The organism is Clostridium sp. Marseille-QA1073 (assembly GCF_054863625.1).
Genome location: NZ_JBSVQM010000008.1, coordinates 1 through 17893 on the forward strand (window position 1 = coordinate 1; position 17893 = coordinate 17893).

At 27.9% G+C, this 17893-nt stretch carries 13 protein-coding genes; 9 read left to right on the plus strand and 4 right to left on the minus strand.

The features are described 5' to 3' along the window. Window positions 1-58: 58 nt before the first annotated feature. Both ACY1IQ_RS08920 and nhaC read right to left on the minus strand, forming a co-directional pair. The gene (locus ACY1IQ_RS08920) at window positions 59-1261 is read right to left on the minus strand and encodes a M20 family metallopeptidase (protein ID WP_461613609.1); all 1203 of its coding nucleotides are present in this window, start codon (window positions 1259-1261) and stop codon (window positions 59-61) included. 11 nt (window positions 1262-1272) lie between these two features. Further along, window positions 1273-2718, minus strand: a complete 1446-nt coding sequence (gene nhaC / locus ACY1IQ_RS08925) for a Na+/H+ antiporter NhaC (protein WP_461613610.1) — start codon at window positions 2716-2718, stop codon at window positions 1273-1275. A 344-nt stretch (window positions 2719-3062) separates the two neighbouring features. Here nhaC and ACY1IQ_RS08930 point away from each other — a divergent pair, with 344 nt between their 5' ends. The 5 genes from ACY1IQ_RS08930 (at window position 3063) to ACY1IQ_RS08950 (ending at window position 9913) form a co-directional block, all read left to right on the plus strand. Further along, a complete protein-coding gene (locus ACY1IQ_RS08930; RefSeq protein WP_461613611.1) occupies window positions 3063-3872 on the plus strand; it encodes a DUF368 domain-containing protein in 810 nt (269 codons plus the stop codon). 856 nt (window positions 3873-4728) lie between these two features. Next, window positions 4729-6294, plus strand: a complete 1566-nt coding sequence (locus ACY1IQ_RS08935) for a sigma 54-interacting transcriptional regulator (protein ID WP_461613612.1) — start codon at window positions 4729-4731, stop codon at window positions 6292-6294. A 199-nt stretch (window positions 6295-6493) separates the two neighbouring features. Then, a complete protein-coding gene (gene megL / locus ACY1IQ_RS08940; RefSeq protein ID WP_461613613.1) occupies window positions 6494-7693 on the plus strand; it encodes a methionine gamma-lyase in 1200 nt (399 codons plus the stop codon). Window positions 7694-8151: 458 nt separating this feature from the next. Next, window positions 8152-8760 (plus strand): DNA-3-methyladenine glycosylase, encoded by a 609-nt coding sequence (locus ACY1IQ_RS08945; RefSeq protein ID WP_461613614.1) that lies wholly within the window; start codon window positions 8152-8154, stop codon window positions 8758-8760. Window positions 8761-8779: 19 nt separating this feature from the next. After that, window positions 8780-9913 (plus strand): hypothetical protein, encoded by a 1134-nt coding sequence (locus ACY1IQ_RS08950; RefSeq protein WP_461613615.1) that lies wholly within the window; start codon window positions 8780-8782, stop codon window positions 9911-9913. A gap of 371 nt (window positions 9914-10284) precedes the next feature. Here the strand turns inward: ACY1IQ_RS08950 and ACY1IQ_RS08955 are convergent, their stop codons facing one another. Further along, window positions 10285-11679, minus strand: coding sequence for an MATE family efflux transporter (locus tag ACY1IQ_RS08955; protein WP_461613616.1), 1395 nt, complete (start codon window positions 11677-11679; stop codon window positions 10285-10287). Window positions 11680-12453: 774 nt separating this feature from the next. Beyond that, window positions 12454-13431 (minus strand): tocopherol cyclase family protein, encoded by a 978-nt coding sequence (locus ACY1IQ_RS08960; RefSeq protein WP_461613617.1) that lies wholly within the window; start codon window positions 13429-13431, stop codon window positions 12454-12456. Window positions 13432-13736: 305 nt separating this feature from the next. Between ACY1IQ_RS08960 and ACY1IQ_RS08965 the strand changes: the two genes are divergently transcribed. The 4 genes from ACY1IQ_RS08965 to ACY1IQ_RS08980 all read left to right on the plus strand — a co-directional run bounded on the left by ACY1IQ_RS08965 (window position 13737) and on the right by ACY1IQ_RS08980 (window position 17873). Then, window positions 13737-14288 carry a CD3072 family TudS-related putative desulfidase gene (locus ACY1IQ_RS08965; protein ID WP_461613618.1) on the plus strand — a complete coding sequence of 184 codons (552 nt, stop codon included), beginning with the start codon at window positions 13737-13739 and terminating at the stop codon, window positions 14286-14288. A gap of 516 nt (window positions 14289-14804) precedes the next feature. After that, window positions 14805-15665, plus strand: a complete 861-nt coding sequence (locus ACY1IQ_RS08970; protein ID WP_461613619.1) for a cation diffusion facilitator family transporter — start codon at window positions 14805-14807, stop codon at window positions 15663-15665. Window positions 15666-15982: 317 nt separating this feature from the next. Then, window positions 15983-16486 carry a GNAT family N-acetyltransferase gene (locus ACY1IQ_RS08975; RefSeq protein ID WP_461613620.1) on the plus strand — a complete coding sequence of 168 codons (504 nt, stop codon included), beginning with the start codon at window positions 15983-15985 and terminating at the stop codon, window positions 16484-16486. Window positions 16487-16670: 184 nt separating this feature from the next. After that, window positions 16671-17873, plus strand: a complete 1203-nt coding sequence (locus ACY1IQ_RS08980) for a methyl-accepting chemotaxis protein (RefSeq protein WP_461613621.1) — start codon at window positions 16671-16673, stop codon at window positions 17871-17873. The last annotated feature ends 20 nt before the right edge of the window (window positions 17874-17893 follow it).

Below are 17893 nucleotides of genomic sequence, written 5' to 3' on the forward strand. Positions count from 1 at the left end.
ATTATATTAATATTTAAGTAGAGAAACCTCCTATAGAAACTATAGGAGGTTTCTCTACTTAAATAGAAAGACTATTTATTAAAAAGTCAAAAATTGAAAGTGCTGTATCAATAACTGAATTAATATATACAAATTCGTTAGCTGTATGATAGTTTTCTCCATCAGCACCAAAAATCAGGGTAGGAATATTCAATCTTGAACCTATATAATTAAAGTCACCTATGCTTGAAAAATAAGCGATATGAGGACTTTTACCACAGCAACTTTCAATAGATTTTATGAAATTTTGAACATAGATGTTATTTTCATCTACAGTATAAGGCATAAATCCTCTAGTTCCTTCACTAGGAGCTTCCCTAAAATTAAATTCTACTTTTGAGTTTATGTTAGCTTTTTTTACAGCTTCAAATAATTCATTTTTTATAGTTTCTTCATTTTCGCCCCTTACAATATGTCTAAAAACTGTAAAGGAAGAAGTGTCTGGTACACTACATGCTTGTCCACCACCTTCTGTAGAAATGACACATATTGAACCTTTTCCTAATTTATCATCTTCAATTAAATTTGATTTCTCAAGCTCAAGCATAACTTTAGCTGCTTCTACAGCAGCATTTATACCTTTATCAGGATTAGCTGCATGAGCAGATTTACCATGAAGGTTAACAGTATAATTATAACCACCTCTAGCACCTAAACATAGGCAAGGAAAAGGTTTAGAGCAAAAGCCACTACTAGGTTCAGTAACTATTGCCACATCAGCATTTTTGGCAATTCCATCTTCAATTACTGCGTTAGTACCTAATCCATAAGGGCCTTCTTCATCAGAAACAAAGGAATATATTATTTCACCTTTAAAATCATTTACTAAATTTTTAAAAGCTTCTAATGCAAGCATTATAGCTACTGCACCGGATTTCATATCTAAAGTACCTAAACCATAAAGCTTATTATCTTCAATAGTTGCTTTTAATCCATCATAAGTCCAACCATTGCAAAGATTAACCGTATCTAAATGAGCATTTAAATATATGCAAGGTCCTTTTGAATTGCCTTTTAAGCTTCCTACAATATTTACTCCTTGAAATTTTGTTACGTTATTTTCTATATAATGATGAAATTTAGGATTTAGATTTCTATGTTTTAACCACTCATAAGTAAAATTCATAATTTCTTTTTCGTGAAAATAAGGACTAGGTATTTCAACAAGTTTTGATAATAGACTTATTACTGATTCCTTATTAATGTAATTAGTTTTATTCATTAGTATTCTCCTTATTTTAATTCTAAGTTATTATTTTTATAGCTACTTAAAGATTTAATATCTCCTTCCTTGAACATGAACTTATCAGTATAAGCATAAATTATAGCTATTAGAGGTGTTAAATACGCTAAAAATACATAAGGTGCATAAGAAAGAGTTGGAACTCCTAATACTCCTGTAAAATAAACACCACATAATCCCCATGGAACTAATGGAGAAGTTACTGTAGCAGAGTCCTCACAAGTTCTTGAACAAACTTGTGGAAGTAAATTTAGTTTTTTGTAAGCTGGAACTAACATTCTACCAGGAATAATAATGCCCATATATTGACTAGCTGAGAATATGTTAACTGCTATACCAGATAAAACGTGTGTAGTTATAAGTCCCTTTTGAGTACTTACAATTTTAGAAATTTTCTCTAATATAACTTCTAATACTTTAGTTTTCTCTAGAACTCCACCAAGACTTAATGCTAAAAAGCCAAGAGAAATTGTCCACATCATACTTTGAAGTCCACCACGACTAAGTAGAGCATCGATTTCTGCAATACCTGTGCTAGAAACAAATCCATCATTCATAAAAGAAAGCATTTCTCCAACACCATATCCTTGAAATAACACTGCAAATAATAATCCAACTAAGGAGGCAATAACCATAACTGCAAGACCAGAGACTTTTTTTACTGCTAAGATAACTACTACAATAGGTGGAATTATAGTTGCAGGACTAATCCAATAATTATCTTTTAATCCATTTAACATAATATCTATTTGACTTGTATCAATTGATGTACTCTTAAATTTTAAACCTAATACTCCATAAAGTATTAATGAGAGTATAAATGCTGGACCAGTAGTATAAATCATACTTTTTACATGATCAAATAAATTTGCCTCACCAACCCCAGCAGAAAGGTTAGTTGAGTCTGAAAGTGGAGACATTTTATCACCAAATATAGAACCAGTTATAATTGCACCAGCAGTTAGCTCAGGTGGAATATTAAGTCCCATACTAATTCCCATAAAGGCAACTCCGAAGGTAGCACCTGTAGTATAACTACTTCCAGTTGACACCGAAGCAACTGCACAGATAAATGCGGCAGTTAGTAAGAAATATTTAGGCGAAATTAATTTAAGTCCATAATAAATTAATGTAGGAATTGTACCAGCAGGTATCCAAGATGCTATAAGGACTCCCACAAGCATTAGTATAAGCATAGGAATCATTGCAATCTCACAGCCATAAAGTATTCCTTTTTCAACATCACTCCAAGTAAATCCAGACATAAGTGCAACTATTGCAGCAACTACCGTTGCTAAAATTAATGTAATATGTGTTGCGTACGGTTGTTTTAATACAAAAATTTGTACTGCCATAGCGGCGCAAAGAAAGAATATTACAAATAATGCAGCTCTAAAACTAGGTGCTTTTTCTTTAGAATTGTTTTGATTTGCCATAAGTTTAACCCCCTATAAATTAACTTTCATCATCATGATAACCTATACATGTTTTTTTATTTGTTTTAAAAAGTGTTTATATTAAGAAAATTTAAAATAATTTTTATGTATAATCTGTGAACAATAAACGATTAATAGTACAACAAATAAACAAAAGGTTTATTTTAAATTTAGAATAAAGAAATTTATTATAGATTTTCATATATTTTATTGAAAGAAATATTATAAACTTATTAAAATACCAAATAACTAGTGCTTTTATAAGCAAGCTATTTTATAATATATCTGTTAACATTATAAATACGACTTTAAAGATTAGTCTCAGAAATAAGGAGAGATTTAAGATGGAGAATTTAATAAACTTCTTTAAAGGAATGGTTATAGGTATTGCTAATATCATTCCAGGTGTTAGTGGAGGCACAATGGCTGTAGTATTAAATATATACGATAAGCTTATATCCTCTGTAAGTGGAATTTTAAAGGATTGGAAGAAAAATTTAATATTTCTATTGCCAATAGGTATTGGTGCAGGCACAGGTATTGTGCTTTTTAGTAAATTAATTAAAACTTTATTAGAGAATAAACCTATACCTACAAATTTTTTCTTTATAGGACTTATATTAGGAAGTATTCCTATGATAAGAAAAAAAGCGTTAGAGTCTAAATTTAAAACATCTAGCATAATTCCATTTGTAATAACTTTTGGAGTTTTAATAGCTTTGTCTATAATAATGCCACCAGAAGCCAATGCAACAGTTATTAGAGACTTAACTGTTAATTCATTTATTCAACTATTATTAGCAGGAATAATAGGAGCCTCAGCAATGGTTGTACCAGGAATAAGTGGTTCTTTTATACTACTCTTAATAGGATTATATACAACAGCTATAACTGCAGTGGCAGAATTTAATATTCCTCTTTTAATTCCAATAGGATTAGGAGCAATAATAGGATTAATATTTACGACTAAGGTTATTGATAAGTTATTAAGTAGATTCCCTCAACCTACATATTTTGCAATATTAGGACTTGTAATTGGTTCTGTATTTTCAATTTATCCTGGATTTACTCTTAATATAGATGGAATTATAGCTATAGTAGCTATGATAGTAGGAATTATATTAGCATATTTTTTAGGATCAGATAAAAAATAAAAAATTATATATTTAAAAACTAAAAAGCAAGATTAGTAATAATTACAGTTTATAATTAGCTACATTATATTATAGAAATATAAATTCATAAATATTTATTAAAAAAGCAAAAAGCCCTACAAAAATTGTAGGGCTTTATTTTTTAGAGAAATCACTTCAACTGCTATAGATTGGGCTGTTGCAATGTAATTGCTAAGTTTATATCATTAAAAATAATGTTATGCTTTCAAACAAATAAAATACTAAACTATTTTGGGTTATACAATTAGCTGTGATTAGGGCGATGCTTGCTACTAACTAAAATATCGATTACTTGCTAAATTTATTACTACATTTTACTGATTAATTATAGCAGTTGAAGTTGATAACTAACTAAATTTATATAGTTATTATTTTCTTCATTATAACATTTAAGATAAAGTGAGTAAATAGAGAAAATTTGAACAAATAACTGTTAAATTTTAAATTCTTGTAAAATATTTGTTAAATATTATGAATTTCATAAGAAAATTGAATAATTTGATTGCTTGAGTTACAAAAATACATGGAAATAAGTTTTAATTATAGAAAGCTTATAAGATATAATGATTTATAAAATAAATAAAAGTTAGTTGTAGGAAGATGTAATTAGAAAAAGTGTAGGGATCTTAAAAATACCTGAAAGCTACTAAGGTTTCTATAAAATTGCAATCAAATAAGGTTTTAGACTGAAAATCTATATTATAATATAGGATAAGAAACGTTGTACATAATTGAAAGTTGACAATTGACGATGGAGAATTATTGATACTTCTCTTTTATAAGAGAAGTATCAAATCGATTTCTTTGATTTAAAAGTAGTTTGAGGGAGAGAGTTATGAATAGATATATTAGATTTAAAATCATAACAGAAGATAAAATAGGTATAACTCTTCAAATATTAGAAAAACTGTATAATTCTAATATAAATCTTATATCTATTGAGGTGTTTCCAAAGAAGATATATATTAAAATTGAAAAAATTAGTGAATATAAAAAATTATCTTTAATGGAAGATATAACTTCTATGGATGAAGTTAAGAGTGTAAATGAAGTAGAGCTATTAACTTACGAAGCAAGTGAAAGAAAACTTTTAGCACTTATAGATTCTGTAGATGATGGTATTATGGCAGTAAATAAAAATTTTCAAATAGAAACATTTAATCGTTATTGTGAAAAAATCTTTCATTATAAAAGAGAAGAAGTTATAGGTAAAGATGTTCGAACCATAATAAAAGAAGATGCACCTATAATAAATCTTGTTAAAAGTGGAAAGGATTATACTAATTTAGAGTTTATTAGCAAAAATGAAAGGGGAAATAGCCATTATATTGCTACAGGAAGACATATAAAAGATGATAATGGAAATACATTAGGATGGGTGTCATCTATAAGAGATATGAAAAAGGCTATAGAGATGGCCAAAGTAGTATCTTATACAAAGGAAGGTGCATTTAATGAAATTGTCGGAAATAGCATTGTTATTGAAAGAACTAAAAAAATTGCACATACAGTAGCTAAGGGAAGTTCTACCATATTAATTAGAGGAGAAAGTGGCACGGGAAAAGAGCTTTTTGCAAAAGCCATACATAACCTAAGCCCTAGAATGGACAAACCTTTTATAGCAATAAATTGTGCAGCATTACCAGATAGTTTAATTGAAAGTGAACTTTTTGGGTATGAAAAAGGAAGTTTTACTGGTGCTTTAAATAGTGGTAAAGATGGACTTATTAAAGAAGCTAATGGAGGAACATTATTTTTAGATGAAATAGGAGAGTTATCAATGGTTCTTCAAGCAAAGCTTTTAAGAGTATTACAAAATTCTGTAGTAAGGAAAATAGGAAGCAGTAGGGAAGAAAAAGTAGATGTAAGAATAATAGGAGCTACCAATAGAAATTTAGAAGAAATGATCAAGAAGAAAAGTTTTAGAGAGGACTTATATTATAGATTAAATGTAATTCCATTATACATACCACCTTTAAGAGATAGAAGTGAGGATATACCTAGCCTTGTAAATTATTTTATTGAAGAATTGAATCTATCTTTGAATAAAAATATAGTAGGTGTAGATATAGGATTTATGAATAAATTATTAGAATACCATTGGCCTGGGAATATTAGAGAGCTTAAAAATATTGTTGAAAGAGCTATGAATTTATCCTCTTCTAACATTCTAACTATAGATAGTTTAATGTTAGATATAAATCCGCATAATTTTAATAGAGAACCAAGAGAAGATGATAAATGTTTAACTTTAAAAGAAAGTATAGAGAAGGTAGAAAAGGCATCAATAATTGAAGCGTTGCAAAAAAATAAAAGTCTTAGAAAAACTGCAAAAGCATTAGGGGTCACCCATACTACTATTATAAATAAGATAAATAAATATAATATAAAATGGAAATAAAATTAACCATATGTAAAAAATATTTACCATTATTGGTTTGAAAAAGTTCCATTTGGTTATTATAAAATAGTTTAATATTAAGATTATTAGGTGAAATAGTTAGATTATTAACAATTCAAAGGCTTTTTATCCTGTGGCATGATAATTGCTTTAATATTATTCTGTGAAGATACCATATAAATATTAAGGGGGTATACATATGAATAAAGGGCAATTAAAGCAAATGGGGTTTTCGACAAAAGCTATACATGGTGGGGCTAAAAAAAATGAATACGGTGCATTAGCTACTCCAATATACCAAAGTTCTACTTTTGTTTTTGATTCAGCAGAGCAAGGTGGAAATAGATTTGCTTTAGAAGAAGAAGGATATATATATAGTAGATTAGGTAACCCTACTAATAGTGTTTTAGAAGAAAAGTTAGCAATACTTGAAGGTGGAGAAGCTGCTATGTCAATGAGTTCTGGTATGGGAGCGGTTTCTGCAGCATTATGGACAGCTTTAAAAGCAGGAGATCATATTGTAGCATCAAAAACTCTTTATGGATGTACCTTTGCATATCTAAGCCATGGATTAACTAGATTCGGAGTAGAAATTACTTTCGTTGATACAAAAAATCCACAAAATGTGAAAGATGCTATGAGAGAAAATACTAGAGTGGTTTATTTAGAAAGTCCAGCAAATCCAAATTTAGATTTATCAGATATAGAAGCTATATGTAAAATTGCTCATGAAAATGAAAATTGTTTAGTAATGGTAGATAATACTTTTTGTACACCATATATCCAAAGGCCATTGGAATTAGGTGCTGATGTAGTTATACATTCAGGTACAAAATTTTTAAATGGCCATGGAGATGTAGTATGTGGATTTGTAATAGGTTCGAGTGAGTTTATACAACAAGTAAGATTATTTGGAGTTAAAGATATGACAGGCTCTAGTATGGGCCCATTTGATGCTTTTTTAGTTATAAGAGGGATGAAAACACTTCCGCTTAGAATGGAAAAACACTGTGATAATGCTATGAAGGTAGCGGAATTCTTAGAAAATCATAAAGCAGTTGAAAAAGTATATTATCCAGGACTTGAAAGTTTTCCACAATATGAACTAGCACAAAAACAGATGTCATTACCAGGTGCAATAATTGCTTTTGAAATAAAAGGAGGAGTAGAAGAAGGTAAAAAAATGATAAACAATACTAAGCTTTGCAGTTTAGCAGTAAGTCTTGGAGATGCAGAAACTTTAATTCAACACCCTGCATCAATGACTCATTCACCATATGCTCCTGAAGAAAGACTAGAAGCTGGAATTAAAGATAACTTAGTACGTTTAGCTGTAGGACTTGAAGATGTTGAAGATATAATTTTAGATTTAGATAGAGCATTAAAAACTATATTATAGTTAAGATTTAAAATGGTAAACCCTAAAGTAATCATGGTCAAAGTATTAAATGATTATTTTAGGGTTATTATTTTTATAGACATATCACTTTAAAATTTGATCTCTATAGTCATAGAACGTACACTTATTTTATTCAATTCACAATTAAGGTGGAAATTATTTTTTAGCAAAATAATTTTTTAATAGATTTTTTTGATTAGCAATATAACTACTAGTTATGTGTCGAACACTGTTCACCGCTACAGAATCAATTTTAAATTTCTCAGTGGTAGCTGAGAAATTTCCACAATTGTCCATAGTCCATTGTCAATTTTCAATTGTTGAAGGGGTGGAATTTAATACTGAGAAATATCTATAATTGTGAGTTGTGTACTGTGAATTGAAAATTTTTATGGGTTTATTTATAGTAAAGGGATATAATAATTAATGTAATATATTAGGAAAGGGGTAGACTAGATTTGAAACTGGATAGAAGTTTTTATAGATGTGATTCAATTACTTTGGCTAAGAAGTTATTAGGGAAAAAATTAGTACATGAAATAGAAGGAAAAAGAATTTCAGGAATTATAGTAGAGTGTGAGGCTTATATGGGAGTTATAGATAAGGCCGCACATGTTTATGGAGGAAGAAGAACAGAAAGAGTAGAGGTTATGTATGGAGAATGTGGCTATGCATATGTTTATTTTATTTATGGGCTATACTATTGTTTTAATGTAGTAGCGGCGGAAGTTGAAACACCTCAAGCTGTACTTGTTAGAGCACTAGAACCAGTAGAAGGATTAGAGTTAATGAGTAGAAATAGATTTAATAAAGAGTACGATGAATTAACGAAAGCACAAATAAAAAATCTTACAAATGGTCCGGCAAAGCTTTGTAATTCTTTAAAAATTAATAGAGAACTAAATGGAGAAGATTTATGTGGTGAAAAATTATATATTGAAGATAGTAATATTGATAATTTTGAAATAGTTGAGTGTAAAAGAATAGGAATTGACTATGCAGAAGAGGCAAAAGATTACTTGTATAGATTTTATATAAAAGGGAATAAATTTGTTTCAAAATTTTAATATATTTAGGAGGGGAACTTTGGAGGAATTATTTAAAAATATAACAGAACTTATTGAGAAGGTTGAAAACTCTAATATTAAATGTAAAGCTGTAGTAGGGTTCGATGGTTTTGTAGATGAACTTGTTCATGCTGTAGACATTAGAAAAAGCCCAGATGAGTATGAAAGAATTAAAACATTAAAATCATTTGGAGAAAGAATAGCAAAAGCAGCAGGGCTAAGTACTAATATAGAAAAGGTTCCTCTTAAGATTAAGTTAGGAGGAAATGGACCTATAATGTGTGATACACTTATAAATCTAGGACTTGATTTAACTTACATAGGAGCATTAGGTGAAGATGATATACACGAAGTTTTTAGGGATATGGTAAAAAACTGTAGAGTCATATCTATTTGTGATCCTAGTTATACTGAAGCCTATGAATTTGAAGATGGAAAGTTAATAACTTCTAAGCAAAACTCCATGAAAGAGATAAATTGGAGTCTTATTGATAAAAAGATAGGGGTTTCACCTTTTAGAGAACTTGTAGAAGAGTGTAAGCTCTTAGCTATGGTAAATTGGACTACACTTCCATATATGAATGAAATTTTTGAAAATATGATTTCTGAAATAAATCCTTACATAAAATCAACAGATAAGTTTGTATTTTTTGATTTGGCAGATATTGAAAAAAGAACAGAAGAAGACGTAATAAAAGTGCTAAAATTAATTTCTAATTTTAATTTAAAATTTAAAGCTATATTAGGTCTTAATAAAAAAGAATGCTTTGATATGGCAAAGGTTTTAAAATTATCTTCTATAAGTGAAAAAAATTATACCAATATGGATTTAAAGAAAACATGTAAAGAAATAAGTGAAAAAATTGATGTTTATGCAATAGTAGTTCATCCTGTAGATGAAGCTTTATCATATTGCAATGGAATTTATTATCATACACTAGGGCCATTTACAGAAAATCCTAAAATAACTACAGGGGCAGGAGATAATTTTAATGCAGGCTTTTGTTTTGGACAACTATTAGATTTATCCATTCAGTTATCTTTACTGTTAGGAACAGCAGTTTCAGGCTATTATGTAAGAGAAGGCAAAAGTCCTAATAAGGAAGAATTGGTGAGTTTTTTAAAAGCTTGGAGAGATACATTATATAGATAAACTACTTTAAAGTTTAATTTATAGCTAAATATGGCTACCTTTAAATATTTTAATTTACAAATTTATCAATGGAGAATTGAGAATGGACAATTGAGAATTATGGTGGAAATTAGTTTTAATCAAACTAATTTCTTTAATAGATTCTTAATAAAAGTGACTTTATCACTTTTAAAGGGAATAGATTCAAAACTTCTCTTGAGAGAAGTATCCATAATTGTCCATTGTCAATCGTCAATTATCAATTACATAAATATAATCTAAAACAATTTGTTAACACAATTTTATGAGTGTATATATTAAATTTAGGAGTGGTATACCTATATATTAATTTCAAAATAGTATATATGAATAAATAAAAGTGCCTAAATTCCTTAGGCACTTTTACCATTGTTTAAGCTATCTTCAATTAGAGAAGCTCTAAATTTTTTATTATTTACAATTAGTAACATAAATAAAGAAGGCAATAAGATTCCTTTAATTATGCTGCTAATACTTATGCTCCACCAAACTCCATTTAAACCTAACATCTCAGGTTTTGATAATATCATAGCTGCAGGTACACGAAGTCCTGTAAATATGATACTTATTAGAGCAGGAAAGGCGGTTTTACCAAAACCATTAAAGGCACCAGTAGTGGTAATTTCTAAACACATAAATAGTTGAGAAACTCCTAAAATTTTCAAATATACTATTCCCATTTTAATAGCTTCTTCTTCAGGAATAAAGTATGAGAATATTGGTCTAGCACCAAAAATTAATAGTGCAGTAGCAAATATTCCTACTATACTAACTACTCCAATAGCAATAAAGTATCCTTTAAATATACGTTCATGTTTTCTTGCACCATAGTTTTGTCCTACAAAGGCACTTAGTGCAGTAGAAAATCCTCCTGCGGTCATCCAAGATATAGCCTCAATTTGCGAACCTACTTTTTGAACTGCAACAGCGGTATCTCCATGAACAGCAATAATTCTTCCTATTATCATGGCAAAAGAAGAAAATAATCCATTTTGTAATGCAACAGGAAGTCCTAATTTAACTATTTTAGATAAGTATTTTTTATCAAATTTTTTAAATATGTTTATTTTAAATAACTCAAGGTTTTCTTTTTTCATTTCCCTTAAAAATAACATTGTAACTACAAACTGAGCTAGTACAGTAGCTAATGCAGCACCTAAGACTCCCATTTCTGGTATAGGACCAAATCCAAAAATTAATAATGGATCGAAGACCATGTTAAATATAAGTCCCACAGTATTTATTTTAAAAGGTGCTTTACTATTTCCACTACCATTAAAAATTCCTGTCAAAACTGGATTTATAAAATTAAATACCATTCCTAAGGAAACTACAAATAAGTAGGTTTTTGCCATAGAAACTACTTCAGGACTGTTTAATTTAAAAAATCCTATCAAAGGAGATTTAAATAATATTAAGAATAATCCATATAAAATCGCTAGAATAATATTTAATTGAATAGCATTTGTAGCAACGCTTTTAGCATCATCATTATTATTTCTCCCTAAGGCTTGGGAAACTCCAATTTCTGCGCCAGCTTTAGATAATAATATAAAAGACTGACCAAACCATATAAAAAAACCGGCAGTACCTACTGCAGCTACAGCGAGACTGCCTACTCTTCCAATCCAAATCATATCTGTCATGTTGTATGCCATTTGGATAAAAGAAGTTCCCATTATAGGAATTGCTAAGGAAACAAGTGATTTTAGAATATTGCCATTGACCAAATCTGTTTTTTGGCTCAATTTTAACACCTCCATTATTTTTATTATAGTAATTTATAAGTTTCATTTTATAGTTAGATAATTAAAAAAACAGAAGCTTAAGATAGTTAGAAATCTTTAATATTAGAATTTAAAAAAACTTGTTAAATTAACTATGATTTTTATTTAATCATACTTTTTCATATTATGTAATAAACTACATATTGTCAATAAAAGATTAATATTTAACAACTATTTATAGATACACCTTTGAGCATTTTTATTCACAACTTAAAATAATGAACAATTTAAAATTCAAAATTCACAATTAAGGTTGAAATTAGTTTTAATCAAACTAATTTCTTAAATAGATTTTTAATAAAAGTAACTTTGTAACTTAAAAAATAAATCAATCTAAAACTTCTTCCATAAAGAAGAAGTATCAATAATTCTCCATCCTCAATAGTCAATTTTCAATTGTATAAGGGTTCCCTCTGAGGTGCAGCATGCTCCGGAACAATAATTGTGAATTGTTAACTGTTTTCTATATTAATTTTAATTGGGCTTTGATATATAATCAATAGTGAGTTGTAGAGATTATTAATTATAAATAAAAATATTCTAAAGTGGTTATATATGTTAATAACTTTAGAATATTAGAAGGTTGAAAAATAATTTCTTTTAGTTATCTGATAGTTATCTGAAATAAAATAATTATTGAAAATGTGATGGATATTTGTTATAACATGAGAAGACTTTGAGTGAATATCAACTGAAGTATATTCTTTAAATACAGTGTAATTTAAAATAGACTTATTATTTTAAATTCTTTAAGTCTCCACTAATTTCAAGACCTACGGTAGTTCCTATATCGTCGAAAATTTTTTTATACTGTTTATTAAATACTTGTATATGTATCTTTGAGTTTAAACTTTCTCTTATAGTTCTTTCCATCTTACCACTGCTAGGTGCCTTTAATTCTACCCCATCTTCTTTAATTGAACAAAGATTAATTTTAAAATTTTTATCCTCTATGGTTATAAAAATTTTATTTTTTATAATAGTTATATCTTTTATAATTGCACCTGTATAAGTTGCAAAGTTTAATAGTATTCCATCAATGTAAAGAAAGCCTAGAAAGCCTATAAAATGATTTTTTAGCCAAGGTATTTTAGCTATAGAAAGCATAAAGGAAGAATTACTGCCTTTGAAATTATTACATTGTAACCATATCCATGAAGAAGGAAAAGATTTTCCCCAATCTTTTTCAATATATCCTTTTCCACTATTTAAATTATAAAGCTCCTCATTGATGATTAAGCTACCTTTTAAGCTGTGAGTTATAGATACTACTCCATGATAGCATTCCATGAAAGGCACAAAGGAGTACCATCCCATAATTCCGGGTTTATGTATTTTACTAGGGAAAGGAACTGTGTCTTGAAAATAAACTTTGCCCTTTACCTTAAGATTATCATCATTTATTTTAATATCTATAAAATCTTTAGAAAATATATTATTAGCTATTTTTACTTCAAATCTATCTTCTCTATAAGAAAAATCCCACATAGGAAAAGTGAAATATTTACTTTCTCCGGTAGAAACATTAATAAATTGAATAAAACAGTGACTTTTTTTATTTTTTTCAAAGGATATTCCAGGAATAAATGCAAAAGCATTTTTCTCATCTTCTGACACCAGTTTAAAATACCAACCTTCAAAATAATTTCTTTTATTTAAATTTCCTTGAAAGATTGAAGGATTCCATCTTTTTAAAAAATTATTATGTAACATATTTGGCTCCTTTTGTTTTTATTAATATTGTTGACATATTCTATAGATTATAAAAAGATAATTAAAATTAAAAAGGGTTTCTCAGATAAACTATAGTTTCTTAACTATAAATTTTAATTTTATAAACTTTAAATTTTTCATTGATAATTGTTAAGTGTATAAAGTATTAATTGAAAATAAATTTATTTTTAAATTATAGAATTTTTAAATAAACAATCATTTATCTATATCAAGTGGAATTAGAATAATACTATTTCAAAATGTATAATCATTGTTGATATGATAATGTAATAGTGAGGTGTCTTATGAAAAGATCAAAGAAAATTTGTTTGGTTACTCATTGTATATTAAATGGAAATGCTAAGGTTGAAGGATTATGCAATTATAAAGGGGCAGTAAAAGAAGTAGTGGAGTTTTTAATGAATAAAGATTTTGGTATAATTCAGCTACCTTGTCCTGAAATTAATCTTTATGGAATTAAAAGATGGGGACATGTTAAAGAGCAGTTTAATACACCATATTTTAGAGAAAATTGCACAAGCTTATTAAAACCTATTATTAATCAAATAGAAGATTATAAAAATAATGGCTATGAAATAGCTTTAGTATTAGGTATTGATGGAAGTCCTAGTTGTGGAATTAATTATACTTGTTCTTCTAAAAAATGGAGTGGTGAATTAAGTGGAAATGAAAATCTCTCTAAAATATTAAAGGATATTTCGACGATTAAATCTCCAGGTGTTTTTATGGAAATTTTTAGAAAGAACCTAGAAAGTATAGGGGTTAATCCCATTTATTTAACTTTAAATGAGAGCAATGTAGAGTCTTCAATTGAAGCTATAAAGAATTATTTATAAAGTATAGATTAGTTATGTTAATAAATTTACATAGTTCATAGATTATAGTTATCCATCAAATAAACTTTATAAAAAATATAGCTAATAAAATAATTTTTATGGAAAAATCTTTGAATATGAAGATGTAGATGAAATATTTAATAATGATGATGAGAATGATAAAATAAGGAGATTTATAGATTTAACAACAGCTGTTATAAAAGATAAGGTTGAGGCCTTATCTTTTTTTATATAAGTTTATGAATAATAAAATTAAATATTTTTAATTAGGAAAAAAACTTTAAAAAAACTTTAAAAAAACTTTAAAAAAGCTTTATAAAAATCATAGAAAATTTTATTTGAAGAGCTTTTGCGATGGATTTATTATGAAGTTGTATTTAATGATAATAATACTAAATGTTATTATCAATTGATAATAAAAGTTGTGAATATAAAATTTAATAAAAGAGTTGATAAAAAAGGGCTTGTTGCATATAATAGCAGAGTAATGTATTTTCAATTGAAAGGGGAATTGGGATGAATAATTATGAAGAGGCGACAAAAGTATCAATTATTACAGTAATTATTAACACAGTATTAGCAATATTTAAAGTAGCAGCAGGAATTGTAGGAAAAAGTAGCGCAATGGTAGCAGATGGTATTCATACCTTTTCAGACATAGCAACTACAGTAGTTGTTATTATAGGGTTGAAAATCTCTAATAAAGATGCTGATGAAAAACATCCTTATGGTCATGAAAAATTTGAGCCTGAAATTTCAAAAATAGTTAGTTTATTATTAGCAGGGACAGGAGTATTTTTAGCTTATAATGCTATACAAATTTTATTATCAGGAAATTTAGATACTCCAAAGCCTATAGCATTGTATGCTGCTTTAGCATCAATTGCTGTTAAGGAAGGAATGTATTGGTACACAATTGTAACTGCAAGAAAAGTAAAGAGTATTGCAATGGAAGCAGATGCATGGCACCATAGGTCAGATGCTATTTCTTCTGTAGGTACCCTTATAGGAATAGCTGGAGCAAGAATGGGTTTTAAATTTTTAGATCCTGTAGCTGGAATTATAGTATCACTGATACTTATAAAGGTTGGAGTAGAGTTTTATTTAAAAGCTACTGATCAATTAGTTGATCAATCCGCTGATGAAGAAGTTATAAAACAAATTAAAGAAGTGGCTACTTCTATTGAGGGAGTAAAGAAGATACATGATTTAAAAACGAGAAAGTTTGGAAATAAAATTTATGTTGATATAGAGATACAAGTAGATAAACGTATAACAGTTGAAGAAGGTCATCATATTGCAAATTTAGTTCATGATAATATAGAAGACACTATAAAAGATGTAAAACATTGTATGATTCATGTTGAACCAGATTAGAAAAGAAAGCTTTAGAATTCCATAATTCTAAAGCTTTTTCAAATGTCGTACAATTTTTAAAAAATATTAATATAAATTTTATTTTATATCCCAATATAGTCTAGATTAAATATAGTATAATAATTGTAAAATATACTATTATTATACTAGGTACGTATAATATAGGATTCCATAATGGAAATCTAGTTTATACATAATTTTAGTTTTTATATGGAGTTTTTCAAGAATAAATTATATTGTAAGAAATTCACACTTAGCGAATTTCATCCTTAATTATTAATTTTTAATTTTCAAGTATATTTATGAGAGGTAAAGATATGAAGCAAATTATTGAAAAATCTGATATTATAGTTTTAAGATGTACTGAAGAAAGTGATTTAGATTTTGTGGTTGATTCTGAGAGAGAAGATGAAAATGCTAATTATGTAGTTCAATGGAGTCGAGAAGAGCATTTCAATGCTTTGCTACAAGAGGATATTATGCATTTAATAGTTGAAGATAAAAATACACATAAATCTGTTGGATATGTAATTATATCAGGGCTGAAAAGTTCTAATCATAGCATTGAGCTTAAAAGACTTGTAATATGTGACAAAGGAAAAGGATTGGGAAGGGAAACCCTAAGATTAATTAAAAATATTGCTTTTAGGAAATTAAAAGCACATCGATTATGGCTAGACGTTTTTTATAAGAATTATAGAGCAAAAAAACTTTATAATTCTGAAGGATTCACTGAAGAGGGTGTTTTAAGAGAATGTTTTCTTTGTAATAATCAATATGAATCATTAATTGTTATGTCAATTTTGGAGAACGAAGTATGAGAACAAGTCTAACACCTAATATTTTTAGTATATAAATTTGCTGCTAATTTAAAACTAATGAAAATAAATTCAAGTAGGTATGATTTCATAGGGGATTGGAAAATACAAAAAAATGCGGAATTTCATATTAGTTTATAAACTACTTTATAAATTAATGATGACAATAATTTAAGGGGGAATTTAAGTGCTTGGTAAGAACAAAAGACTATTACAGGAAATAGAAGATAAGAATAAAGAAATAGAAGAGTTAAAAAAAGAAGTATATATGTTAAGAGCTATAAGAGATGCGGTACCAGATCCTTTTTATATTAGAGATATGGATTATAATATAATATACTGGTCAAAAGCTATGGAGGAACTAACAGGATATACAGAAAATGAAGTAAAAAATATGACTTGCAAACAAATTTTTAATACAGAAATTTGCAAAGATTGTCCTACTACTAAAGCAGTCTATAGCAAAAATTTCATTAAAGACTCATTAGCAGAAATGGTCGATAGAAAAGGAAAAAGATTTTCAACTTTAGCATCAAATTCAGGAATGTATGATGATGAGGGAAATCCATTAGGTGCTGTTGAGATAATTAAAAATAATAGTAGATATGAAGATTTAATAAATTTTGTAGATAGCAATTCGTCAAAAATTAATAGTGTGTCTTCTGAAATAGCTAATTCAATGAAAGAAATATCAAAAGTTTCAGGCAATATACAAATTCAATCGAATGAAGTATTAAATGAGGCTAAGAATAGCTTAAATGAAGCTAAAGAGGTCTATAAAAAAACAGATGCTTGCACTAAATTTGGTAATGAAGTTAAAAGCAATATAGAATCTATAAATAATTCTATGAAAAAGTCTGTAGACAAAATAAATGATTTAAAAGGTAAATCAGAACTTATAATGGATATATTAATTACAATACAGGGAATTGCATCTCAAACAAATCTATTAGCGCTAAATGCATCAATAGAGGCAGCTAGAGCTGGTGAATCTGGCAAGGGATTTGCAGTAGTTGCAGAAGAAATTAGAAAACTAGCAGAGGTATCACAAGAATCTACTAAAGAAATTAAAGAAACTATAGATGCCATAATACAAATAGTACAAAGCACTGTAGAGTTTATAGATAAAACTGATAAGGATCTTTTAGATAGAGTAAATGGAGTAGGAAAGCTTTTAGAACTTATAAATGATATAGAACATTCTTCTAATGAAATGCTATATGCTATTGAGAATATCGAGAAGATATCTCTTCAAAGTTCTAAAGTTATTACAGAACAAAATGAGTCATTACAAGAGATAGCTTCCTCTAGTGAAGAGTTTGCAGAAATTTCTAGAGAATTAAAGGATACTTTTAGAGAAGAGTTATCTCAAATAAAGAGAACAAAATAAGAATAAAATATATCTTATGT